At 58.7% G+C, this 22,851-nt stretch carries 22 protein-coding genes and 1 tRNA gene; 12 read left to right on the top strand and 11 right to left on the bottom strand.

Annotation, left to right across the window (positions count from 1 at the left end; all coding sequences use genetic code 11):
• The first annotated feature begins 10 nt into the window (after positions 1 to 10).
• The gene (locus CRD18_RS00540; protein WP_242458649.1) at positions 11 to 811 is read left to right on the top strand and encodes a hypothetical protein; all 801 of its coding nucleotides are present in this window, start codon (positions 11 to 13) and stop codon (positions 809 to 811) included.
• Here CRD18_RS00540 and CRD18_RS00535 read toward each other — a convergent pair.
• A complete protein-coding gene (locus tag CRD18_RS00535) occupies positions 808 to 1,002 on the bottom strand; it encodes a DUF4236 domain-containing protein (RefSeq protein WP_016421461.1) in 195 nt (64 codons plus the stop codon). The two genes, CRD18_RS00540 and CRD18_RS00535, sit on opposite strands and share 4 nt — an antisense overlap.
• Positions 1,003 to 1,233: 231 nt before the next feature.
• Between CRD18_RS00535 and CRD18_RS00530 the strand changes: the two genes are divergently transcribed.
• The 3 genes from CRD18_RS00530 (at position 1,234) to CRD18_RS00520 (ending at position 4,802) form a co-directional block, all read left to right on the top strand.
• Entirely contained in the window at positions 1,234 to 1,692 is a 459-nt protein-coding gene (locus CRD18_RS00530) for a hypothetical protein (protein ID WP_038626607.1), read from the top strand.
• Between the two features lie 254 nt (positions 1,693 to 1,946).
• Positions 1,947 to 4,625: an ATP-dependent Clp protease ATP-binding subunit gene (locus CRD18_RS00525; protein ID WP_049194048.1), complete on the top strand. Its 2,679-nt coding sequence runs from the start codon at positions 1,947 to 1,949 to the stop codon at positions 4,623 to 4,625.
• Positions 4,626 to 4,802, top strand: a complete 177-nt coding sequence (locus CRD18_RS00520) for a hypothetical protein (protein WP_162837151.1) — start codon at positions 4,626 to 4,628, stop codon at positions 4,800 to 4,802. It begins immediately after the preceding gene.
• Between the two features lie 60 nt (positions 4,803 to 4,862).
• Here the strand turns inward: CRD18_RS00520 and CRD18_RS00515 are convergent, their stop codons facing one another.
• Both CRD18_RS00515 and CRD18_RS00510 read right to left on the bottom strand, forming a co-directional pair.
• A complete protein-coding gene (locus tag CRD18_RS00515; RefSeq protein WP_187406432.1) occupies positions 4,863 to 6,050 on the bottom strand; it encodes a lipase family protein in 1,188 nt (395 codons plus the stop codon).
• A gap of 137 nt (positions 6,051 to 6,187) precedes the next feature.
• On the bottom strand, positions 6,188 to 7,120 hold the full coding sequence (locus CRD18_RS00510) for an A/G-specific adenine glycosylase (protein ID WP_070653298.1): 933 nt from the start codon (positions 7,118 to 7,120) through the stop codon (positions 6,188 to 6,190).
• A 29-nt stretch (positions 7,121 to 7,149) separates the two neighbouring features.
• Here CRD18_RS00510 and CRD18_RS00505 point away from each other — a divergent pair, with 29 nt between their 5' ends.
• Together CRD18_RS00505 and CRD18_RS00500 are read left to right on the top strand one after the other, a co-directional pair.
• Positions 7,150 to 7,782 (top strand): carbonic anhydrase, encoded by a 633-nt coding sequence (locus CRD18_RS00505; RefSeq protein ID WP_070653300.1) that lies wholly within the window; start codon positions 7,150 to 7,152, stop codon positions 7,780 to 7,782.
• Between the two features lie 4 nt (positions 7,783 to 7,786).
• Positions 7,787 to 8,506 carry a hypothetical protein gene (locus CRD18_RS00500; RefSeq protein WP_070653302.1) on the top strand — a complete coding sequence of 240 codons (720 nt, stop codon included), beginning with the start codon at positions 7,787 to 7,789 and terminating at the stop codon, positions 8,504 to 8,506.
• Here CRD18_RS00500 and radA read toward each other — a convergent pair.
• Together radA and CRD18_RS00490 are read right to left on the bottom strand one after the other, a co-directional pair.
• Positions 8,503 to 10,062, bottom strand: a complete 1,560-nt coding sequence (radA, locus tag CRD18_RS00495; protein WP_070653304.1) for a DNA repair protein RadA — start codon at positions 10,060 to 10,062, stop codon at positions 8,503 to 8,505. The two genes, CRD18_RS00500 and radA, sit on opposite strands and share 4 nt — an antisense overlap.
• A gap of 290 nt (positions 10,063 to 10,352) precedes the next feature.
• Positions 10,353 to 11,039, bottom strand: coding sequence for a hypothetical protein (locus CRD18_RS00490; protein ID WP_070603942.1), 687 nt, complete (start codon positions 11,037 to 11,039; stop codon positions 10,353 to 10,355).
• 155 nt (positions 11,040 to 11,194) lie between these two features.
• Between CRD18_RS00490 and CRD18_RS00485 the strand changes: the two genes are divergently transcribed.
• From CRD18_RS00485 to rlmB, 3 genes are all read left to right on the top strand, one after another.
• On the top strand, positions 11,195 to 11,770 hold the full coding sequence (locus CRD18_RS00485; RefSeq protein WP_005510159.1) for a CarD family transcriptional regulator: 576 nt from the start codon (positions 11,195 to 11,197) through the stop codon (positions 11,768 to 11,770).
• 139 nt (positions 11,771 to 11,909) lie between these two features.
• A complete protein-coding gene (cysS, locus tag CRD18_RS00480; protein WP_042388940.1) occupies positions 11,910 to 13,313 on the top strand; it encodes a cysteine--tRNA ligase in 1,404 nt (467 codons plus the stop codon).
• 38 nt (positions 13,314 to 13,351) lie between these two features.
• On the top strand, positions 13,352 to 14,293 hold the full coding sequence (gene rlmB, locus CRD18_RS00475) for a 23S rRNA (guanosine(2251)-2'-O)-methyltransferase RlmB (RefSeq protein ID WP_049194043.1): 942 nt from the start codon (positions 13,352 to 13,354) through the stop codon (positions 14,291 to 14,293).
• A gap of 557 nt (positions 14,294 to 14,850) precedes the next feature.
• Here rlmB and CRD18_RS00470 read toward each other — a convergent pair.
• Genes CRD18_RS00470 through CRD18_RS00460 form a run of 3 tightly spaced genes read right to left on the bottom strand, consistent with a single transcriptional unit; the run spans position 14,851 to position 17,398 of the window.
• A complete protein-coding gene (locus tag CRD18_RS00470; RefSeq protein ID WP_070653306.1) occupies positions 14,851 to 15,723 on the bottom strand; it encodes a metal ABC transporter permease in 873 nt (290 codons plus the stop codon).
• Positions 15,723 to 16,403, bottom strand: a complete 681-nt coding sequence (locus tag CRD18_RS00465; protein ID WP_070546656.1) for a metal ABC transporter ATP-binding protein — start codon at positions 16,401 to 16,403, stop codon at positions 15,723 to 15,725. The genes CRD18_RS00470 and CRD18_RS00465 overlap by 1 nt, the downstream gene beginning before the upstream one ends.
• Before the next feature lie 2 nt (positions 16,404 to 16,405).
• Positions 16,406 to 17,398: a metal ABC transporter solute-binding protein, Zn/Mn family gene (locus CRD18_RS00460; RefSeq protein WP_187406431.1), complete on the bottom strand. Its 993-nt coding sequence runs from the start codon at positions 17,396 to 17,398 to the stop codon at positions 16,406 to 16,408.
• Between the two features lie 317 nt (positions 17,399 to 17,715).
• On the opposite strand from CRD18_RS00460, the gene CRD18_RS00455 reads away from it, so the two are divergent.
• Positions 17,716 to 18,822: a LacI family DNA-binding transcriptional regulator gene (locus tag CRD18_RS00455; protein WP_016421443.1), complete on the top strand. Its 1,107-nt coding sequence runs from the start codon at positions 17,716 to 17,718 to the stop codon at positions 18,820 to 18,822.
• Between the two features lie 103 nt (positions 18,823 to 18,925).
• A complete protein-coding gene (locus tag CRD18_RS00450; RefSeq protein ID WP_016421442.1) occupies positions 18,926 to 19,549 on the top strand; it encodes a flavin reductase family protein in 624 nt (207 codons plus the stop codon).
• Here CRD18_RS00450 and CRD18_RS00445 read toward each other — a convergent pair.
• The 3 genes from CRD18_RS00445 to CRD18_RS00435 all read right to left on the bottom strand — a co-directional run bounded on the left by CRD18_RS00445 (position 19,531) and on the right by CRD18_RS00435 (position 22,305).
• On the bottom strand, positions 19,531 to 20,007 hold the full coding sequence (locus CRD18_RS00445) for an META domain-containing protein (protein WP_016421441.1): 477 nt from the start codon (positions 20,005 to 20,007) through the stop codon (positions 19,531 to 19,533). The genes CRD18_RS00450 and CRD18_RS00445 overlap by 19 nt on opposite strands.
• Positions 20,008 to 20,021: 14 nt before the next feature.
• The gene (locus CRD18_RS00440) at positions 20,022 to 20,399 is read right to left on the bottom strand and encodes a hypothetical protein (protein WP_016421440.1); all 378 of its coding nucleotides are present in this window, start codon (positions 20,397 to 20,399) and stop codon (positions 20,022 to 20,024) included.
• Between the two features lie 277 nt (positions 20,400 to 20,676).
• Positions 20,677 to 22,305 carry a threonine/serine exporter ThrE family protein gene (locus CRD18_RS00435; protein ID WP_016421439.1) on the bottom strand — a complete coding sequence of 543 codons (1,629 nt, stop codon included), beginning with the start codon at positions 22,303 to 22,305 and terminating at the stop codon, positions 20,677 to 20,679.
• Between the two features lie 359 nt (positions 22,306 to 22,664).
• On the opposite strand from CRD18_RS00435, the gene CRD18_RS00430 reads away from it, so the two are divergent.
• Positions 22,665 to 22,740: transfer RNA gene (locus CRD18_RS00430), tRNA-Thr, on the top strand.
• Positions 22,741 to 22,851: the final 111 nt, after the last annotated feature.

Below are 22,851 nucleotides of genomic sequence, written 5' to 3'. Positions count from 1 at the left end.
ACTATCATGAATGCCAGTCACTTCAGCCGTCGTTGGGCGATTCCCCCAGGAGCGTTGGGTAGGGTTCCTGATTCGCGGTTGGTGGCTGGTGGTGCGAGAGAAAGGCCTGGTCAACGTGACATCGCTCCCACCACTTGTGGTTGATAATTTGTGTGGGGATGCGATTGTTGCCAATCCGAGTGAGGGATTGACCATCGGGCGTGACGCCGACCTCAAAGTGGGCGAAGATAACCGCTACATGCACCGCATAGCAATGTATGTGTATGCGGAATCCGGAATGTGGTTTCTGCTCAATAACTGCGAGCACGTGACTGCAATGGTGCACATTCCGGAGGTGTCGCGGTCATTCCGGCTGGCTCCGCAACAGCGTTTTGATTTGAGCTACCCGGAGTATTTCATCCGCTTTTCCGTCAAGGATGACCAGTACGAAATTCAGATTAAACAGGATATTGAGCACGCCGATGCGAAGGTCGTGCTGCCAACTGACGGGACTGAAACCATCTCGGTTGGGGAGCTGCCGGAGCGCCAGCGTGCTCTGATCGCTGCATATGCGGAGGATTATCTGCGCGGCCGAATCGACACCATTATGGTTTCATGCACCGATGCCGAGGCCGGCCGAAAGCTGGGAGGCAAGACCGCAAAGGCAGTCGAGCATTACCGCACCGCACTTTTTGAATCCGCTTTGAGCAAGGGGCTGGTCTCAAGCAAGGAGTGGCAACGGGTTAATCAAAAGAGCCGTCTGCAGCTGGTAGTTGTCGCTGCAATCGAAGCACGATTGGTCACTGCAGACGACTTGAAACTGCTCGCTTAACGACGGTACTTGCGATAAGTCAATCCTTTAATTGGCGTGTTCACAGTAGTGGTTCGGCCGCCACGGGCATTCTTCGTCCACCGAACGGGCCCCATGCGATAGGAATATCCGAGGCCAGAACGCGATAGCGTAACCCGGGAGTTGCGGGTGGGGCGGAAGGTCTTTCGGAAGCTGAATAGTTTGAAAGCCATTGATATAAATCCATTCTCGGTGCGTCACAGACTGCCATGCGCTCTGACCGTGCTGCTTTGGACAGCATCGCTCTCTGACTGCATTGTGCCGGTGACATAAGCGGATAAATCGTGGTGCGTTTGATGGCACCACTGTCCAGATTTGGGCAGTCCAGCATGGTTTAGCTAGGGGAGAACTCCCCGGGGAGAACTCCCGTTTCTTTTGTGTCCGAGAGTTTTTAATCTGAGATCATGTTCACCAAGAAGATTTCCGCTGTAGCCGCCGCAATCACTGCCGCCACTGCGCTTGCTGTTGTCAATCCGTCCGTCGCCGATGCAGCTACGAACTACCCCAAGATCAACCGTGACTATGTCAGCTATTCCACAGACGGAGAAACCGTAGTCTGTGGTGGGTCGGTAAATCAGGACATGTTCCGCTGCCAGACCACAGCTAAGTGGGGTAACAAGAAGAACGCCCACAATCTGGTCACCTTTGATCTCGAGGATGCATCTGGAAGTTGGGAAGCCGGAATGAGCGGTGGAAATTGGGATGCCTCGCGCCCGCCATTCCGACTGAAGGAAGGGAAGAAGTACAGCTTCCACGGGATCGTGGTCCTGAATAAGAATGGCACCCTGTACTTCAGTTCTCCGTACCACGAGGTGCGCGGTGAAGTGACTCCGTATGAGTGGGAGATTATGGAGACTGACTGATATCCCGTGCAAATACTCCTTCTTGTCTGGCGTTTGGCTTAACGCGCAGGAGTAATTCATTCCAACATTCGTTTCCTCCCGGTGGCATTGCCGCCGGGAGCTTTTGCTGCCGTACGAGCAGTGATACCTCTCTCGACCAGGCTGTTCGCTACTGGCGTACGGCTATAGGGATTAATCTGTGTCGCGTCGCGTTTAAGCTAGGTGAAACAACCTTTATTGAATTACGGCAAAAATAGACACTTGAAAGGGCAGTGATGTTCGAGAGGTTTACGGACCGAGCACGTCGCGTTGTCGTCCTGGCACAGGATGAGGCACGCGAGCTCAATCACAATTACATCGGCACGGAGCACATCCTGCTCGGCCTGATTAGTGAAGGCGACGGTGTAGCTGCCAAGGCGCTGGAGTCCATGGGTATTTCCCTGGATGCTGTGCGCTCTGAGGTAGTCGACATTATTGGTCGTGGCTCCCAGCCGCCGAGCGGTCACGTGCCGTTTACCCCGCGTGCAAAGAAGGTGCTGGAGTACTCTCTGCGCGAGGCTCTGCAGCTGGGTCACAAGTACATCGGTACTGAGCACCTGCTGCTCGGCCTGATTCGTGAGGGCGAAGGTGTTGCTGCTCAGGTCCTGGTTAAGCTCGGCGCTGACCTGCCGCGCGTACGTCAGCAGGTTATTCAGCTGCTCAGCGGTTTCCAGGGCGATGAGTCCGATGGTTCTCCGGAGCAGCGTCCGGTCGGTGCTACTTCCGGCGCTCGTGTGCAGGAGGGTAACCACCAGTCGGGTTCGCTGGTGCTTGATCAGTTCGGTCGTAACCTGACCGTTGCTGCACGTGAGGGCAAGCTGGATCCGGTTATTGGCCGCGAGAAAGAAATCGAGCGCATTATGCAGGTTCTTTCTCGTCGCACCAAGAACAACCCTGTGCTGATTGGTGAGCCTGGTGTTGGTAAGACCGCCGTCGTGGAGGGGCTTGCACTGGACATTGTCAACGGTCGTGTGCCGGAGACGCTGAAGGATAAGCAGCTTTACTCTCTCGACCTGGGCTCGCTGGTTGCGGGTTCCCGTTACCGCGGTGACTTCGAGGAGCGTCTGAAGAAGGTGCTCAAGGAGATTAACCAGCGCGGTGACATCATCCTGTTTATTGACGAGATTCACACGCTGGTTGGTGCCGGTGCCGCCGAGGGCGCAATTGATGCAGCCTCGATTCTGAAGCCGAAGCTGGCTCGCGGTGAGCTGCAGACCATCGGTGCTACCACTTTGGATGAGTACCGTAAGCACATTGAGAAGGACGCCGCTCTTGAGCGTCGTTTCCAGCCGGTGAACGTGCCGGAGCCGAGTGTGGATCTCACTATCGAGATTCTGCGCGGTGTCCGCGATAAGTACGAGGCTCACCACCGCGTATCCATCTCGGACAAGGCTCTGGTTGCCGCAGCTACGCTCTCCGACCGCTACATCAACGACCGCTTCCTGCCGGATAAGGCCGTTGACCTGATCGATGAGGCCGGTGCTCGCATGCGCATCAAGCGCATGACTGCCCCGGCTGACCTGCAGGAGATTGACTCCAAGATCGCCGATGTGCGCCGCCAGAAGGAAGCCGCCATCGACGAGCAGGACTTTGAGAAGGCAGCTGGTCTGCGCGACAAGGAGCGCAAGCTGGGCGAAGAGCGCCGCGAGCGCGAGAAGAAGTGGCGTGCGGGCGAGTCCGACACCATCGCTGAGATTGGTGAGGAGCAGATTGCGGAGGTCCTGGCTTCCTGGACTGGCATTCCGGTGTTCAAGCTCACCGAGGAAGAGTCCTCGCGTCTGCTGCGCATGGAGGATGAGCTGCACAAGCGCATTATCGGTCAGGAAGAGGCCGTCAGTGCTGTCTCCCGCGCTATTCGTCGTACCCGCGCTGGTCTGAAGGACCCGAAGCGTCCGTCCGGTTCGTTTATCTTCGCCGGCCCGTCTGGTGTTGGTAAGACCGAGCTGTCGAAGGCCCTGGCCGAGTTCCTCTTTGGTGAGGAAGACGCACTCATTCAGATTGATATGGGTGAGTTCCACGACCGCTTCACCGCTTCGCGCCTCTTCGGTGCTCCTCCCGGATATGTCGGCTACGAAGAGGGCGGCCAGCTCACCGAGAAGGTGCGCCGCAAGCCGTTCTCCGTCGTGCTTTTCGACGAGATTGAGAAGGCCCACAAGGAGATTTACAACACCTTGCTGCAGGTCCTGGAAGACGGTCGTCTGACTGACTCGCAGGGTCGAGTGGTGGACTTCAAGAACACGGTTCTGATCTTCACCTCGAACCTGGGTACCAGCGACATTTCCAAGGCTGTTGGTATGGGCTTCTCGGGGGTCGGCGAGGCCGATGAAGATGGCAAGTACGAGCGGATGAAGGACAAGGTCCACGACGAGCTGAAGAAGCACTTCCGTCCGGAGTTCCTGAACCGTATCGACGAGATTGTGGTCTTCAAGCAGCTGAGCCAGGCTGAGATTGTCCAGATGGTCGACCTTATGCTGGCCCGCGTCAGCGACCAGCTCGACGAGAAGCGCATCACCATGGAGATTTCCGACCGCGCCAAGAACCTGCTGGCCAAGCGTGGCTTTGATCCAGTGCTCGGTGCCCGTCCGCTGCGTCGCACGATCCAGCGCGAGATTGAGGATCAGCTCTCCGAGAAGATTCTCTACGGTGAGGTCGGTCTCGGCGAGACCGTCTTCATCGATGTCGAAGGCTGGGATGGCGAGTCCAAGGACGTCGACAAGGCGAAGTTCACCTTCACCAACAAGGGCAAGGCCGGGAACGTTGATGCCGACGGCGGTGCTCTGGGGGAGTCTGAGGAAGACAAGGACGTTCTCGGCAGCGCTGATGGCACCCTGAGTGTTGAAGCCGACGACATCGAAGGTGCTGCCGACCAGGCCGCTGCCGAGGTCGAATCCGATAACTCCGAGGGAGAGAACTAAATGGGGCTCCAATTTCGCAAGAAGCAGAACCTGGACAAGGACACGTGGCTGAACTACTCGGGTTCGGGAGTCTCTGGTTCTAAGCGTATCGGTCCGGTGACCATTAACAGCCGCGGCGGTTACACCGTCCGACTGGGCAAGGGCCTGACCTTCCGCGGTCGTTGGAAGAAGAAGTAGTTAGTGGCTGATGGCTGTCGGTGAGCATTTCACCGTCAGTACAGCTAGTGCGCTAGCACACTAGTTCCCCATTTTCTGATTCACCCACGCAAGCATCTCGTCGTGGGTGAGCACGTAGGCAAGGCCGTGCGTCCCATCACCGAGGTCAGTGTCGACCTCCACGTAGGTGATGTCGGCGCCGGCCTTTTGCCATTTCTGCACAAGTTTGCGTGCCGACGTCACGGGTAACACATCATCCAACGCGTTATGGGTAACGAATACGGGCATACTGGGAGTCTTTGTCCCCAGAGCTTGTTCTTCCACGTGGCGCCGAACGACGGGGGAGAGCTCCGGCGAGCGCAGATTCTCCGCTATCCCCAAGTCGTTGGCCGTAAATGCCTTGGTGTCATTGCGAGGCCAACGTTCGACAGTGGCGCCAATGCATTCATCGGCCGTGAGCTTCAGGAAATCCTGCCCCAGCGGGCTCAGCATGCGCTCGATTGGTTCTTTTGCCTCTGGGTACTCTGCAATCAAGCCGTTCATGAAGTAACCGACGAGCCCCGCCAGCGCCGAGCCGCGAATATGCAGTGCAGTGTCGGTGAGATCGGCCGGAATAGCCCCGGCGTAAACAGCGCGGATGTTCAGCTCCGAGGCATACTCATCGGCTAGCTCGGCCGCTGCAGCGGTGGCGCCTCCGCCCTGTGAGTAGCCGAACAGCGCAATGGGAGTATCTGCAGGTAGTTGTAAAGCTTCAATAGTCGCTCGTGCCATATCGAGCGTGTTATTCCCGGCAACCTCACGGTTGAGATACGGATGTACCCCAGGCGTGCCGAGCCCCTGGTAATCCACGATGGCAACATTCCATCCCTGTGCCAGCAGCTGAGGTGCCGGAGGCGTCGGAGGTGCTTCGTAGCGCAGCGCAACCGAACTGGCGCAGTTATCGCCCATCCCGAGAGTCCCCGGCGCAATCACCGCCAGCGGCCGTGGGGACTTCTCCGACCAGCGGGCATAGGGCTGCAGTACGGTACCAGATACCGCTGTTTGGCGGTGGTCGCGTGCACCTGTGGAGGAAAACACGACCCGCTGTGCGCGTGCGGGCGCATTGACCGGGAATGGCGTCTGCGTAATTACCTGCCCCGGAGGCAATCGCTTCACCGTAGAAGAGTCAGAATCTGAGGAGCCGAAGTCAATCGAACCTAGCCCATCGACCGCTGAGCAACCACTGAGCACACCCGCGCTAGCGCCAATCAGAGAAATTCCGAGCACCATGCTCAGCGCAATTCTGCGCTTACTAGCCCCAAAGAGACAGCGTTGGCGCTGAGATCGATGGAGCGAGGCATTCATGCTCCTAATTCTAGGCAACGCACTTGTTCGAATCTGGTCTTTACCGGAGCATTGCCTCGGCTTTAACGGGGCAACTGGAAGCGGCCATCGGGAGTTTGCTCTGCAAGTCCGTCGTCAAGCAGGGAAAACAGTGCGCGGGAACGCTGATGTGCATCATCCCAGACCGCATCGAGAGCGGCCTGTTCGACGGGGGAGTCGGCGGCGCGGAGCACGTCGAGAAGCAAGCCCCGGACTTGGCGGTCGGTGCCTTCGAACTTCTGCACACGCCGTTTAGCAGCGGCGATTTCGTGGTCTTCGGGTTCGGGGCGACCGGCGGCGATCCAGGCGCAACTGGTGGCGATGGGGCAGGCCTCGCACTCGGGTGTCGTTCGGCAGACGGTAGCGCCGAGTTCCATGAGCGCGACGGAAGTCTCGGCTGCAGTCGTGGGGTCGAGCGGTAGCAACTCTTCGACGAGCGCCATGTCGGCGCGTTTGGCGATGCCGGGAAGGTACGTGCCCTGGCGGTGTCGCCGGAGTACGCGGCGCACGTTGATGTCCACCACCGGCGTGCGCGCGCCAAAAGCAAACGCCGCTACCGCCCGAGCGGTGTAGTCTCCTACCCCCGGAAGGGCTAACAGCGTGTCCACGTCACTCGGCACTTCGCCGTCGTGCCTTTCGACGATCTTTTCTGCGCATTCACGCAGCCGGAGTGCACGTCGGGGATAGCCGAGTTTTCCCCACATACGCAGGACTTCATCCTTGGGTGCGACTGCCAAATCGGCTGGGGTGGGCCATTTTTCCAGCCAGGCGCGCCACGAGGGGATTACCCGGGCGACGGGAGTCTGTTGACTCATCACTTCGCTGACGAGCACAGCCCATGGTGAAGTGCCTTCTTCACGCCAGGGAAGTGGCCGCATATTGGCGCGATACCAATCACGTAAGGCGGCATCGACGTGTTCGCCGAAGTCGTCGGATTGGTTAATTGCAGAGGTCAATCTACATTCTCGCTTTCCCATAAACAGCGGAGTCGTTGCACAATATAGCTATGAGCAATTCTGAGAGGACTCCTGAAAGTGTATGGCAATCGATGGTGCGCGGAAACCTCCGCTTCTGTGAGAGCAAGACTGCGCATCCTCGACAGGACTTGGTTCGTCGTAAGCAGTTGACTCAGGGGCAGAAGCCCAAAGCCGTTGTGTTGGCTTGCTCGGATTCCCGCGCACCGGTGGAGATCATTTTCGATCAGGGGTTGGGCGATGTATTTGTGATCCGTACCGCCGGTGAGATTACTGACCTGTCGGTGCTGGCTTCGCTGGAGTTCGCAGTTGATGGTCTTGGAGTTTCGCTGGTGATTGTTCTCGGTCACGAGTCCTGCGGCGCTGTGGCTGCGGCGAAGAATGCACTGGACGGTGGCGACCTGCCGGGTGGTTTCCAGCGTGTGCTGATTGAAAAGGTCACCCCGTCGTTGCTTGCGGCTCGCAAGGATGGCGAGACTGAAATCGACGAATTTGAGCGTCGCCACGTGCGCGAGATTGTTAATCACATTATTGATCGCTCCCCGGAGATTTCGTCGCGACTGGAGACCGGCGAGGTAGGCGTTGTCGGTATGCGGTACCGCTTGGAGGACGGACGCGCTGAGACCGTCGTTACCCATGGAGTCAGTGAGAACCCGCTAACCTAAATGTGTGACCAATAAGCTGCCTCCAGAAATCTACCGGCGTCGGCGTATCGCTGCGGCGGTGTTGCTCGTTATCATCCTCGTTCTCCTGGGCTGGGGTATTTCCGCACTGGTAAACCGGGACAGCGAGGATTCTGAACCGGTGAATGTCACCAGGGATGACGGGAAAGAGGTGACCCCTCCGGAACAGCCCAAGGAACCTTACGCGCCTAAGTCTGACAAGGACTCGAAGAACGACAAGGCTGACAAGTCTGACAAGGACACCAAGAAGGGCGACAAGGAAGGCGAAGACTCCGCGAAGGATGACGCTCAGGCGGCGCTTGCGAGCAAAAAGGACTGTACCCTTGCAGATCTGCAGGTGACAGCCACCTCGGATCAGCCGAACTACGGCGATGAGCAGCCGACTCTGGCGATCACCGTCCACAACCCCACCGGCGGTGAATGCCGCGTGAACCTCGATGAGCAGCAGTTGCGCTTCGAGGTGTACGACCTGGCAACGTATGAGCGAGTCTGGTCGGATGTGGACTGTAATGAATCCGAAGGCCACGGTGAACTGGTATTGGCACCGGGCGAGGAAGTCAACTATGCCGCCACCTGGTCGCGTCTGACCTCGGCGCCGAACAAGTGCTCCGAAGAAGACCGGGTCCCAGTTCCCTCCGGGTCGTACATCTTCTACGGCGTGATTGGTGACAACAACTCTGACGCCTACACGTTCAACATGCGCTAGCGCTTAGCTCCTAACCCAAGCTCAATGGCCTCGGCAACGGTGCCTGCTTCCAGCAGCCGCATCCCTGCCGGGCCTTTTGCGCCTCTGGGCACAATTGCCGTGTCGAAGCCCATTCGATGAGCTTCTTTAAGGCGCCACTCCAAATCGGTCACTCGCCGCACTTCGCCGGCCAACCCCAGTTCGCCGAGTGCAATGGTTTTGTCCTGGAAGGTCCGCTTAGTCATGGATGAGGCCAGTGCCAGCGCAATCGCTAGGTCCGCGGCAGGCTCCGACAGCGTCATTCCGCCGACGGTGGACACGTACATCTCCATGCGGGCCAACTGCTTGAAGTTGCCGTGTTCAGTCAGCACGGCCGCGACCATCGGCACGCGCCTCGGGTCGAGACCAGAGACATTGCGTCGTGGATTATGTGCCTCAGTGTTGATTACCAGGCCCTGCACCTCCGCCAGCAGCGGTCTGCGGCCATCCATGGCCACGGTAATTGCAGTTCCCGAGGTCGGCGTTCGGTGATGCAAAAACAGCCCTGAGGGATCCTCGACTTCCGCAATACCGCCCGCGGTCTGCTCGAAGCAGCCCACCTCATCGGTGCTGCCGAAGCGGTTTTTCAGACCCCGCAAGAAGCGTAGCCCCGAGTGTCTATCGCCTTCGAAGTTGAGCACCACATCAACCAGGTGTTCCATCGTGCGCGGGCCGGCCACATTGCCGTCCTTGGTCACGTGCCCTACCAAGAAAATCGCAGTCCCGGTCTCCTTCGCCAACGCCGCCAGGGCGGAGGTTACGGCGCGAGCCTGAGCAACGCCACCGCGAGCACCTTCGACGTCGGCACGCATCGTCTGCACGGAGTCCACAATGAGCAGACCGGGGGAGAGCTCTAGCGTCAGATCGATGACGTCCTCGATATTCGACACCGCCGACAGGTACAGCGAGTCCGACAGCGCGCCAGTGCGCTCGGCACGCAGCCGCACCTGACCGACCGACTCCTCACCTGTGACGTAAAGCGTCGGCCCCAAATCGCCGTCCGCGCAGCGGTAGGCCACTTCCAGCAGCAACGTCGACTTACCAACCCCCGGCTCGCCGGCCAAGAGTACCAACGAACCCGGCACAATACCGGAACCGAGCACTCGATCCAGCTCACCGATGCCCGTGCGCACCGCGTGCGCAGCCTTGGCGGAAATTCCGGTAATGGCTGTCAGCTCAGAAGAAGAAGTGGGGATTCGATCTGTTGCGGATGTCTCGGCGAGGAAACGTTCCTCCGCCTCGTCGTCAAGCGCGCGCTGTGCTAAACGCTGGCTCTCAGCCGCGACGGAAGTGGAAGATGCTTTACGACGGCCACCTCGCGTGCCGGGCTCCGTTGCGGCAGCACTCCGGCGACGTTGCTTGGCTGCCCGGGCGGCGATTTTGTCCTCAAGGGTGGAGCCGGACTTCCCCCTGCTGGAGCGGATAGTGACCTTCTCCAGTGTGCCCCACTCTTTGCAGTTGGGACATTGACCAACCCATTTCGACACCTGCCAACCGCATGCCGAGCATTCGTAGGCTTCGTCTTTGGTCTTGGCCACGGTGCAACCGCCTTTGCTTCAAACGAGGGGGCGACAGACCCGACAACGTGTGTTGTGCGGTCTGCGGTGAATGTCGCGAGAAAATTTACCCCAGATACGCGAGAGCGGGCCAGGGCAGTGTCAATGACTTGTGTCAAGGATGACTGTACTGCCGTGACCCGTATCAAGCGACCAATCGCCCATGCCCGCTCGATGAAGCGCCTCGCGTTGTTTGCGGGACAGGACTGCGCTGTACCAGCGCCTAAAAGTGCGCTGCGCGCGAACAGCGCAGGAACACCACTGTGCTGCGATTACTTGGATTCAATCATGCCGTCAGCACCGCGGTTCGGTGCGCCAGCTTCCAGAATGTCAGCGGAGATGGTGATGTCCAGGTCGTAGGTGTTGGTCTGGCCCTGCGGGTCGGTGAACTCGAAGGTGGCCTCGCGGTTCTGGCCAGCAGCGCTGCTCTTGTCTCCAACCAGGGTGCTCGGGTCCAGCTCGTTGGTGTAGTACGCGATGCAGCCGGTGTTGTCCTTGGCGGTCTTAGCCAGCGGATCGATGACGGACTTCGGGCCGGCAACAATCTGGCACTCACGCGGCAGGGAGTCCTCGCCCTTGGCAGCCTTAGCGAAGGAAGGTGTCTCAGCGACCTTCTTCAGCTCAACCTCGCCGATACCTTCAACGGTGACGGACTTCAGCGTGTAGACCGACTCGGTAGCGCGCTGCTGGTTGCTGGCGGAGAACTTCAGACCAGCGGTACCAGCCTCCGGGTCAACCAGGATGTGAGCGTCGCGGATGTTGACGAAGCCAAGAGCCGAGTTGGTGTTCTCAGCACCCTTGCCGGCAGCATCTTCGCCGCCGTTCATCGCACCGTCTACAGCCGGGTGCTGATTTGCGGTCTGCGAAATCTGACCGGCGCCACAAGCAGCAAGTGCAACTGCGGATGCTGCGGAGACGGTGATGAGGGCGCTGCGGCGAAGTACGGACTTGAAGGCCATGACTAGATTTCCTCCAGTAGCTTGAGGATGGGCGATAGGATTTTCAGTATTTAAAGAACACCTTAGTGTCTTCCTAAGATGTTCTCATACTACCCGTAAAATCATGGGGGGGACATGATAGGGTGGAAGGCCGTTGGAAAGGGCGTGTGCATTACATGGAATTCAGCATTGGCGATACCGTAGTTTATCCGCACCACGGAGCTGCGAAAATCGAAAACATCATTGAACGAGAGCTTAACGGTGAGACCGTTCAGTACCTCGTACTGCAGATTCTGCAGAGTGATCTGAATATCCAGGTGCCCGCCAAGAATGCCGAGCTGGTCGGTGTCCGCGACGTTGTCGGTGAAGAGGGGCTGCTGAAGGTCTTCTCCGTTCTGCGTGAGACTGACGTGGAAGAGGCCGGCAACTGGTCCCGTCGCTACAAGGCCAACCAGGAGCGCCTGGGTTCGGGCGACATTAACAAGGTCGCTGAGGTAGTTCGTGACCTGTGGCGCCGTGATCAGGATCGCGGTCTGTCCGCCGGCGAAAAGCGTATGTTGAGCAAGGCTCGCCAGGTTCTCGTCGGTGAGCTCGCGCTTGCCGACGGCGTTGATGAGGCCAAGGTCGAGGAAGTTTTTGCCCGCGTCGATGCCACTATCGAGCGTCACCGCGCGCTGGCGCAGGAAGGTGCCGCCGGTGAGAAGAAGGACGAGGCCGACGATAAGCCGGTGGACCTGGACGCAGACGCATAAGTCGTTTCCCTTCCCCGGTTCCTTCCAGTAGGGATTTTCTGCACTTTTCCGGTTAACGGCTAGCGCACACACATTGCCCGTGTGCGCTAGCCGTTTTCTCTTTTTCACCCGTATCTATTTCCCCGCTATGCTCGGGGCTGTGACTTTTCAAATCTTCGATACCGCAACCCGCCAACTGAAGGATTTTGAGCCTCTCCGCGAGGGGCATGCCTCCATTTACCTGTGCGGTGCGACCCCGCAGGCTCAGCCGCACATTGGCCATGTTCGCTCCGGCGTGGCCTTTGATATCTTGCGCCGTTGGCTGATCGCCAAGGGGTATGACGTCGCCTTTGTGCGCAACGTCACCGATATCGATGACAAGATCTTGAACAAGGCCGCCGAGCACGGCCGCCCTTGGTGGGAATGGGTCTCCCGCTTTGAGCGCGAATTTACCTGGGCTTACAACCAGCTCGGTGTTCTCCCGCCGAGCGTTGAGCCGCGCGCTACCGGACATGTCACTCAGATGGTGGAGTATATGCAGCGTCTGATGGATAACGGCTTCGCCTACGCTGTCGATGGCAGCGTCTATTTCGACGTGGATGCCTGGTCCAAGGCTGAAGGCAGCGACTACGGCAGCCTGTCCGGCAACCGCGTCGACGAGATGGAGCAGGGCGAGACCAACACTCCGGGCAAGCGCGGTGCGCACGATTTCGCGCTGTGGAAGGCTGCCAAGCCTGGCGAGCCCTCGTGGCCGACGCCGTGGGGCAATGGTCGTCCGGGCTGGCACCTGGAGTGCTCCGCCATGGCCACCTACTACTTGGGCTCGGAGTTCGACATCCACTGTGGCGGTCTCGACCTGCAGTTCCCGCATCATGAAAACGAGATTGCGCAGTCGCACGCAGCCGGTGACGGCTTTGCTCGCTACTGGATGCATAACCACTGGGTCACAATGGCCGGCGAAAAGATGTCGAAGTCGCTCGGCAACGTGTTGTCCGTGCCGCATATCCTGACCATGGTTCGTCCGGTTGAGCTGCGTTACTACCTCGGTAGTGCGCACTACCGCTCCGTGCTGGAGTACTCCGAGGAGGCTCTGCAGGAAGCGGCAGCGGGCTACCGTCGTATCGAGGCGTTTATGCACCGTGCCGTCGATAAGCTCGGCGATATCGAAATCGGTGAGTGGACGCCAGCGTTCGAAGCCGCGCTCGACGACGACCTCGCCGTTCCGCGCGCGCTCGCCGAAATCCACAACGCTGTTCGTGGGGGCAATCAGGCGCTTGCCGACGGCGACGAGACCAAGGCCAAGGAGATTGCCGGCGCTGTCCGCGCTATGGCCGCAGTCCTTGGATTCGATCCGCTGAATGAGCAGTGGGCAACCTCCGATTCCGGTTCTGATGCGGCAATGCATGCGCTCGGTGTGCTGGTTGAGCACCAGTTGGAGGAACGCACCCGGGCTCGTGCAGAGAAGGACTGGGCTACGGCTGATGCTGTGCGCGACCGTCTGAAGGAAGCGGGTATCGAGGTAACTGATACCGCTGATGGTCCGGCATGGTCTGTCGCTGACTAAAGCTAAAGAAAACTATTAACAACAGGAAGCAGGTAGCTATGGCAGGCAACGGTCGTCGTGGCGCAGTGCGCAAGGCAAGCAAGAAGAACGTCGGCGGCTCCGGCGGCCAGAAGCGGGGCCTGCGTGGCAAGGGGCCGACCCCGAAGGCAGAGGACCGCGTTTATCACGCAGCTCATAAGCGGGCGAATGAGAAGCGACGCCGTGACTCTGGGCGTCATGAGCGCAAGGGAGATGGCTCCGAGCTGGTAGTTGGCCGTAACCCGGTCGTGGAATGCCTGCATGCGAAGGTGCCAGCGGCAGCGCTGATTGTGGCGTTGGGCACCGACAATGACGAGCGCCTGCAGGAGTCAGTGCGTATTGCTAACTCCCGTGGTATCCCGATTCGCGAGGTGCCCCGCCACGAGCTGGACACCATGACCGGCAACACCATGCACCAGGGCATCGGTCTGCAAATTCCGCCATACAAGTACTCGTCTGTCGAAGATCTGATTGATTCGGTGGCCAAGACCGGGGAGCCGGGTCTTATCGTCTGCCTGGATAACATCACCGACCCTCGTAACCTGGGTGCGGTCATTCGCTCGGTGGCGGCCTTTGGCGGCCACGGTGTGGTGATTCCGGAGCGTCGCTCGGCCGCTATTACGGGCGTGGCCTGGCGTACCTCGGCTGGTACTGCTGCACGTCTGCCAGTTGCACGGGCGACAAACATGGTGCGCTCGCTCAAGCAGTTCCAGAAGGCTGGCTATCAGGTCGTTGGACTGGATGCCGGTGGCGACCACACTCTGGACACTTACGACGGCACCACCCCGGTGGTCGTGGTCGTCGGCTCCGAGGGGAAGGGCCTTTCGCGCCTGGTGCGCGATACCTGTGACACCATCATGTCCATTCCGATGACCGGTTGGGTGGAGTCGCTCAATGCTTCCGTTGCTGCCGGTGTGACTCTGAGTGAGTTTGCCCGCCAGCGCCGGGCAAAGAGTAGTTAGTAGCGCATTTGATACCCCCGGAGGCGCCATTATCAATTCGTTATAGTAGTAGCGTTTACGTGGGGTATTTTGGGTTCTAAATTGCGGCCGGTACTTATGGCTACCCCCAGTAGTTCAGCGCTTTAAAGATAATTCTATTTCCGGCGTGCGCTGCAGAAATAACAGCGTTATTATCACTTCCAACAGAAAATTATCCGTAGTTTCCCGAAGGGGAGGGCGGGCAAATCATGCTCCTAGAAATAGGGGCGTAATTGGCCGTAGTTTAGGGAAGCGCACGGACCTAGCGGTGGCTTGTACAGCTAGCTTTGGGTCACTGAGATGTCAGACCACGACATCCTCAGCGTTAGTTTTTCTGTCTGCCGGGGCAACCCATTTCGGCAGTCTCGCAGTCTTAAAAAGAGCTGGGGGTATTGGAGTCTGCTTTTAGAGAATCCAGCAAAAATACGGGCAGCCCCTCGGTGGCGAGAGGGAAGGTGCGCACCTTCTCCGCAATCGTCACTCGAGGGGCTGCCCGATGTTTTTGTTGTTTTAAAAGCCACTCCGAAAAGCGTATGTGTCTATTTGCTCCATTTGGCAGCCTGGACGTCGTCACGCGTTGCCTTGCGCGATTGCACCGTTCCGATGGCGTAGCAGATCAGGTAGATGACAAACGCGATTGTCGTCACTAGAACGCTGACCGGGATGCCCGGTGCGAGTGAGAGAACAATGCCGCCGACGGCCGCGACCTCGGCGAAGATGGTCGACAGGATGATGGCCTTTACAGGAGAGGCGGTGACGAATGCGGCCGCAGCACCAGGGGTGATGATGAGGGCGATGACGAGCAGAGAGCCGACAATCTGTACGCCCTGGGCGGCGACGAGACCGGTGAGAATCGCGAAGTAAATCGATAGCGCCTTCACGTTGACACCACAGGCGGCGGCCATGATGGGGTCGGCGGAGGCGAATAGAAGCGGCCGCCATTTCCAGGCAACGCCGCCGACGACGATGACCGCGACGATGGCCATCGTCCATAGAGAAGTGTCAGTCAGACCAATGATTTGGCCGGTGAGAAGTGAAAACGCGGTACTTGTCCGGCCGGGGTAGAGGTGGATAAACAGCACCGATAAGCCCATGCCGAAGCTCAAAACCACGCCCACAACCGCATCTTGGCGCCCTCGAAGCGACAGCGCCGCCAGGACTATTGCTATGAGCACCGAGCCGATAATGGCGCCGCTGCTGACACTGACACCCAGTAATAGAGCCGCGGATGCGCCCATGAGTGCCAGCTCACTGGTGCCGTGGACCGTGAAGCTCATCTGCCGCATGACAATCAGGGGCGAGATGATGCCGGAAATCAGCCCAAGCAGTGCTGCTGCAATGAGGGCATTGTGGACGAAGCCGACCTGGAGTAGGGCGGCGGTGTCGGAGAAATACTGAGCCAGTAGGGTCATTAGGCGATAACCAACTTTCCCTCGACACGGGCAACCACAATTTTGGTTTGGTAGAGCTCCGAGAGCGTCTCTGAGGTGATAATTTCCTCGACCGATCCGACCGCATGTCCATGCGGCGTCAGGTAGAGCACCCGGTCACAGACGCCCAGGATGGGGTTGATGTCGTGGGTGACAAAGACGACTGCCGTGTCATTTTCCCGGCGATGCCGGTCCAGGCGCTTGACCGTGGTTCGTTGTGCCGCAGGGTCGAGGGAGAGCAGAGGCTCGTCGCAAAGCAAAAAATCCGGCGCCGAAACGAGCGCCTGCGCCTGACGCACAAGCTGTTGCTGACCGCCAGAGAGCGTGCCGACACGACGGTCCGCAATACCCGTTGCGCCGACAAACTCCAGCATCTCGTCGGTGGCGGAGCGGTTCTTGCCAGCTGCCAGCTCGACGAGGTCGCGAACCCGAATGGGCAGCGAGGGCTCGAACATCCGCTGCTGCGGAATGTATCCCAGATTCCCGTCGACTTTTACTGAACCGTGAGTCAGCCGCCGCATGCCAAGGGCGGTGGTCAGCAGCGTGGATTTGCCGACGCCGTTCGGACCCAGGATGGCCAAGAACTCGCCGGGCTCGATATCCAAATTCAGACCGGACCACAGCGGTTCGACGGCTGCGTCAGTAAAAGTCAGTGAGGGCAAAGTTATGCGGACTCCATATCGGAAAGGGTTTGCTTGTAGAGGTCAAAGAACGACTGGTCAGTGCTCGGCGACTCAAAAACATCGACGATTTTAACGCCCTTTGCCTTGGCTGCCTCGACGAGTCGCTGCGAGACCTGGTCGTGGGTCTGTGGCGAGTCGATGAGGTAGTCCAGCTCGCCGGACTCGATCAGCTTGAGCATTTCATTGACATCGCTTGCCGACGGCTCGGACTCATTCAGCGTGGACTGGCGGTAGCCCTTCGGGGTGATGTCCTTAACCTTCGTGTCCTTCAGGATGTCATCGGCCAGCGGGTGAACCTGAGCAACCTTAGCGGCCTTGAGCTTGCTCTTGGCCTCTTCGATGCCCTTGATTTCCTTATCGACAGCCTTGGTGTCGGCCTTGGCGCCCATCTTGGTCAGAGCTTCGGCGAGCTGCTCTGCAGTTTCTTCAACCGCATCGGTGTTGTACCAGACGTGCTCGTTGGCCTCGCCATCGTGGTGGTGGTGCTCGTGGCCGTCGTGGTCGCCATGGTCGTGGTCATGGCCCTCGTGATCGTGATCGTGGCCCTCGTGATCATGGTTATGGCCTTCGTGATCGAGATCGTGGTTGTGGCCCTCTTCCTGCGGCAGCGCAGAGATGATGACCTTATCCTTTGCGTCACGCAGAGAGGAGGTCAGCCATGCGTCGTAATGCCCGCCACCTGCGACGAGAATATCGGCGTCCCCTACCTTTGCCATGTCGGCTGCGGCCGGTTCGTAGGAGTGAGGGTCGATGTCGTTGGACGCGATAATCGGGTCGATGGAGACCTTCTCGTCGTCGGTGACTGCGTCGGCGACGTCTGCCCAGACCTTGGTGGAGGTGACCACCTTAATGGTGTCTTCGGACTTGCCCGCGGACGTAGCGCTGTCATCATTGCTGGAGCATGCGCCGAGACCTGCGACGAGGCCGGCGCTGGCGACTAGCGCCGCGATGCGCGTGGAAAAGCGTGCCTTCATATATGTATCCAATCCTGTTGCGGGCTGAATTATTCCTTTTATTCAGCTCCTGAGCATTAACCGCTATTGAAAACAGTTGTCTTTTAGTTCAAATAACATAGTAGGGGCTGCGGAGACCCAGTCACAAGGCGGGCCTCTGCCGGAGTGGCCGAAATGACAGTCGCGCACATTCGTTGGGTAAAGTTGTCCGCGATTAGATGCGTGTGATGCTCGTTGTAGTTCTTTTCCATAAAATCGAGGTTTTCTACCTGAGGTAGCTGGACGAAGATATCTGAGCGGGCAGTCGCTGTTGGTTTTTCAAGAAGGGTCGGTATTCCGTGCAAAGTCGGCGTCGTCGTGGCACCTTGGCTTCCATCGCTGCAGAACTTGGGGTCTCACGCACGACTGTGTCTAATGCTTACAACCGTCCTGACCAGCTCTCGGAGAAGTTGCGGGAGCACATCTTGGAAACTGCGGAGCGGCTTGGCTATCCCGGGCCGGACCCAATGGCTCGCGGTCTGCGCATGCGCCGGGTTGGCGCCATCGGCGTGCTGTTCACCGAGCACCTCCCGTTCGCTTTTGAAGACCCTGCGTCGGTGGATTTTCTCGCCGGCCTCGCAGAGGAGCTCGGCGAAATGGGCGACTCCATGTTGGTCATTCCAGCTTCCTCCGAGGAGGGCGGGGACGTAGATCTCAATCTGATTCGGCAAGCGGTGGTCGACGGTTTCGTGGTCTACTCCGTCGCGGACAACGACCCGTTCCTCGCTGCCGTGCGCGCCCGTGGCTTGCCGACGGTCGTGTGCGACCAGCCTGCAGATGCGGTGGCTCTACCGTTTGTGGGCATCGATGACCGTGAGGCCATCAAGCCCGCGGTGCGACACCTGACTGAACTGGGACATCGCAAGGTGGGAATCTTGTCAGTGCGATTGTCGCGTACCCCGAACTCGGGATATGTCACGGAGAAGCGGCTGGCAGAAGCTCATCACCAGGTGCAGAAGAACCGCGTCGAAGGTGCGCTGGAAGCGCTTGCCGAGGCTGGTATTCAGCAGGTGGATGTGCCTATCATCGAGCGCCACCTCAATGACCGCGAGAATAACCGCGATGCGGCTCGCCAGCTGCTGACCGACAACCCGGATCTCACGGCGGTGGTCTGTACCACGGATACTCAGGCAATTGCGGTCTTGGAATATGCCAAGGAGAACGGAATTCGTGTTCCGGAGGACCTGTCCATCACAGGCTTTGACGGAATCGAGCGCGCCCTCTTCCACAAGCTGACCACTGTAATTCAGCCGAATAGGCAGAAGGGCATTGCCGTCGGCCGCGCGCTGGCCGAGGAGCTTGAGGCCGCACGCGAGGACAGCGGTCGCGCTCCTCGCGTCTTGTTGGAGACTGAGTTTGTCGTTGGATCGACAACCGCAGCGCCGTCGGCACCGTCAGCCGGGTAGCGGGCCGACGAGGGTAACAACATCGTGGCGCTATCGGGGGCTCTTGGGGTGGTAAACCCCACCTCGTCTTTACTGTGTTCGGATTCAGATTAAGGTCTATTACATGACAGATTCAACAAATTCGAGCACCGACCGATCAGCTGCGGCTCTCAATAGTCCGGAAGCTACCCGCGACGACCATGTCGAACTTGGCGGCCCCGTCGAATTGGATGAAATGTCTATCCGTGGCGCGATGAGTGAGTTCACCACTGGCGTGACCATTATCGCCACCGAGGATGAAGGCGAAGCGTACGGTTTCGCCTGCCAGTCTTTTTCCTCGCTGAGTCTCACTCCACCGATGGTTCTGTTTACTGTCATGAAGACCTCGCGGTCCTGGCCGCATATACGGAACGCTGGACGCTTCTCCGTCAATGTGTTGGCCGAGGATCAGGAGGATATCTCGGCAGCCTTCGGCCGCAGTAATGGCGAAAAGTTCAAGACGGGGAAGTGGACCCGCTCTGAGCTGGGCAACCCTTTATTGCACGGCTGCTCCGTGTGGATTGATTGCACCGTCGTCGATGTTTACGAAGGCGGCGATCACTGGATTGTGACGGCGGATATTGTGGCTATCGGCAAGCGTGAAGAAATCAATCCGCTCATTTACCACCGCGGTTCTTACGCACGGGTTTCTCACCCCGGCACCGATGCGCCTGTCGATCAGAAGTGGCGTCAGCGCCCCTCGGTGTAACCCGAAGTTGTCGCAGTCCAGCCACGGCGATCCTCGCCTGGCTTGGGGTCTTTCATCTCTCGCATGCGCAGACCATTGTTGTCCTGCGTGTAGACGAATTCGCCCGCCACAATCTTGTGGAAACGCTCCGAATAGGTCTGCGCCTGGTCTGAGCAGTCCAAACTGCGAGTCTGCTCCGGGGTACCGAATTCGACCGCCTCGCCCTTCCACTGCAGCGAACCAGAGCCGTTGCCACAGGAATCAGCGAAGGTATATGTTGTCTGCCCCAACGTAATAGTCGGCGCCTGAGTTCCGTCCGGCACACCGTGGGGCAGGTTTGGGTCATCAAAGATCGCGGTTATCTGCCATTGCTTGCCGACGATCTCCGCTGCCGGCTTTGCCTGGCATGCGGTAGCCGTCATGGACACTGCCGCAACGACAGCTACTGCGGCAACCGCTTTTTTCCCGCTCCGACCCATGCTGCGTGACCCCGTTAGTTAGCTGCCTTCTTGGTGGTCTTCTTAGCAGCCTTCTTCGTCGTCTTCTTAGCGGCCTTCTTGGCAGCCTTCTTCGCCGTCTTACGAGTGGTCTTCTTTGCGGCCTTCTTGGTCGACTTCTTCGCAGTCTTCTTAGTGGACTTGCGTGTGCGCTTTGCGGTCTTCGGAGCGTTTTCCTTCTCGTATTCCTCGTGAACCTTCTTGAAGCTCAGGCCTTCCTTCTCCACTCCGAGCATGCACATCAGAGTGACGGCATCGTAGAAATCCTCGGCGAAGGTAGCAACAATTCGCCGTGCGCCAGCAGCGGTCTTTTCTTCGACCTTGTGAAGAGCCTCGTTCTGAGCAGTGCGAGTGTCTGTGACCTTCGGTGGCACGAATCCTCCTGGCAAGCATGGCCTTAATTGCGCCCCATACACCTACTTCTGCCAGCCATCTCGCCACATGCTCCCGGCACTGAGCTCAACCGAGTTCAGTGAAGAAGGAATGGGATTGTGATGACGCAGTTTCAGCTTTAAGCGCTACTTACAATTCAAAAACCTTATTCTACCACGTTGTTGATAGGTCGCGCGGTGTGGATAATGCTCCCATGGATACGGCTAGTCCACGCAGCGGCTGTCCCGCGGATTGAGCAGTGGCTGCCCCGCGGAATGGCTAGTCCACACGCGGGTTCATACCGCCCTTGAAGCGGTAGTTGCGTGGACGGCGAGGCTTGTTCCGCGGATTCACAGGACGGATGCGACGCATACCGGCCCGGATTGGACGGGTCAGGCCACTGTCTTCGCGCAGTGCGCGAGGGCGACGGAGCCTGCGCGCCATCCATTCACCGAGGACAATACCCGCAGCTAGTGCCGTCGCAATGCCTAGCGCTGAGGCTAGCGCCGTAAACCCCTTGGTCGGGTGGTCGTGCAGCAGTGCGTGCATACCGCGGTAGATCGTCATACCCGGAAGCAGCGGGGTTACGCCTGCCACTGCCGTAATCAGCGGCGGGATGGACCAACGTCGTGCCAGCAGGCCACCGATGAGACCAATCAGCGTTGCTGCCGCGCCTGCGCTGGTCACCGGATGAACTCCCAGTGGAGTCAACACGTAGTAGTAGGTCATCGACCCCAGCAGAGCGACCGTTCCGGACACTGACAACGCGGTGAACCCAGCATTCGAGGCCAACGCAAATGCGATTGAGGCGGTAGTTCCCGCTATCACCCTCACTGTCGCCTGTGCCAGGTTGAGGTCAGAACCCGCGATGACGTCGGGAAGCGGAATGCCCAGCATTCCGGAAAACTCGATGCCCATTGCGATGCCAGCGACGATTCCGCCGGTCAACAACATGGTGTCGAAGAAGCGCGCGGAGCCAGTCACAGGTGCGCCGGTGATGCCGTCTTGCAGTGCTTGCACGAGGGTTAGGCCGGCGAGCATCACGATAATTCCCGAGGCGATCAGCCTGGATGGCTGCATCTCAAAGGGGAGATACGCCTGCGCCGCATTGAGCACAGCAGCGGAGAGCGTGGCAATGAGACCGCCGACTGCATTCTGAAAGAATGTGGGCAACTCGCGGGCAGCGAGTTCACCAATCACGATGACGATGGCCAGTGTGACCGCAGCCGCGATAAGGGCGACCTCGAAACTCGAGCCGAGCAGCACTGTCACAGATGAAGCCAGCAATGCCCAGCCAGTGTAGATGACGCGGAGGCGGTATTTTGCGGGCTCACGCTCGACCTTGTCGATAGCCTCAATAGCCTCCTCCAAGCTCAGGTGGCCCGCGCGAATTCGGCGGATGACACGGTCGGTGTGACGCAAGCGCTCGAAGTCGGGCACTGGTGCGGTGACAACGCGCATCGCGGTAATAGGGGTACGGCGCGCGCCGATGAGGTGGTAGACCGTCACGGAGGTCAACGTGATATCGACTTGGATTTGGGTGAGGCCATAGGCTGAGGTCACGGCCTTAATTTGTAGCTCGGTATCGCGGTTGCCCGAGCCACATGCCAGCAATAGCCCGCCGATGCGAGCAGCGAGATCGAGTACGGCCGTGACCTGACTCGGGTCGGAATAATCGATCGGTGCCAGCGGCAGCGGGGTAGTAGTCGAGTGCACTAGGTCGACAGTTGCCGTTGGGCCGGAAACGAAATCAATCACGCGCTGCTTGAAGGTGGACTGACCTTCGATTGCAGGAAACTGGGTCTGCGGAGTGTCGTCGTAAGAGACAGTGGCTTCAGCGTCGTAGAGATCATTCTTCGCAGCGGAGTTTTCTCCGGCGTTGGAATTGCTGTCACCAGCGAATGACATGTCGACACTTCCTTTCCCCGATACTGCCTGGGGTGCATTGCAGTGATGCTGCAAAGACGCGATGCGGAGACGTTGCAGAAACATAGCCCCAGTGATTTAGCGATAGTCACACTACCCCGTCAGTGACCGAGAATCTTAATTCGTTTTTGAGGCGGTGAATTTGCCTATCTGAGCGGGGCTTTTAGCGTGTGGAAAAGTGTTCAAGAAGTGCGGTTGCAGTTTTCCTGTGGTGTCGTTTTTAACTTCTGCTTGCCAACCTGTACAATCGCCTGTCAGCGGCACAGCTGAGTTCGATTCTCAGGTTGACTCTGATTCTTTCGAGCCAGCGACGGCTAACGCCAAAAGGTCGCTTTAAAGTTGCCGGGATGGCGCAATTGGTAGCGCAACTGATTTGTAATCAGTAGGTTACGGGTTCGAGTCCCGTTTCCGGCTCCAAAACCCCAGGTCAGGAAGTTTTCCGGCCTGGGGTTCTTTGGTTTAAAGGGTGCTCGCGTCCTTTTTGGGTCCTTTTTCGTCGCTCCAATGCAAAAACCCCCGCGCCAAGAG

Source organism: Corynebacterium sp. LK31 (genome assembly GCF_014335015.1).
In the GTDB taxonomy this organism is placed as follows: Bacteria; Actinomycetota; Actinomycetes; order Mycobacteriales; family Mycobacteriaceae; genus Corynebacterium; species Corynebacterium jeikeium_D.
This window is presented reverse-complemented; position numbering and strand designations above follow the sequence as displayed.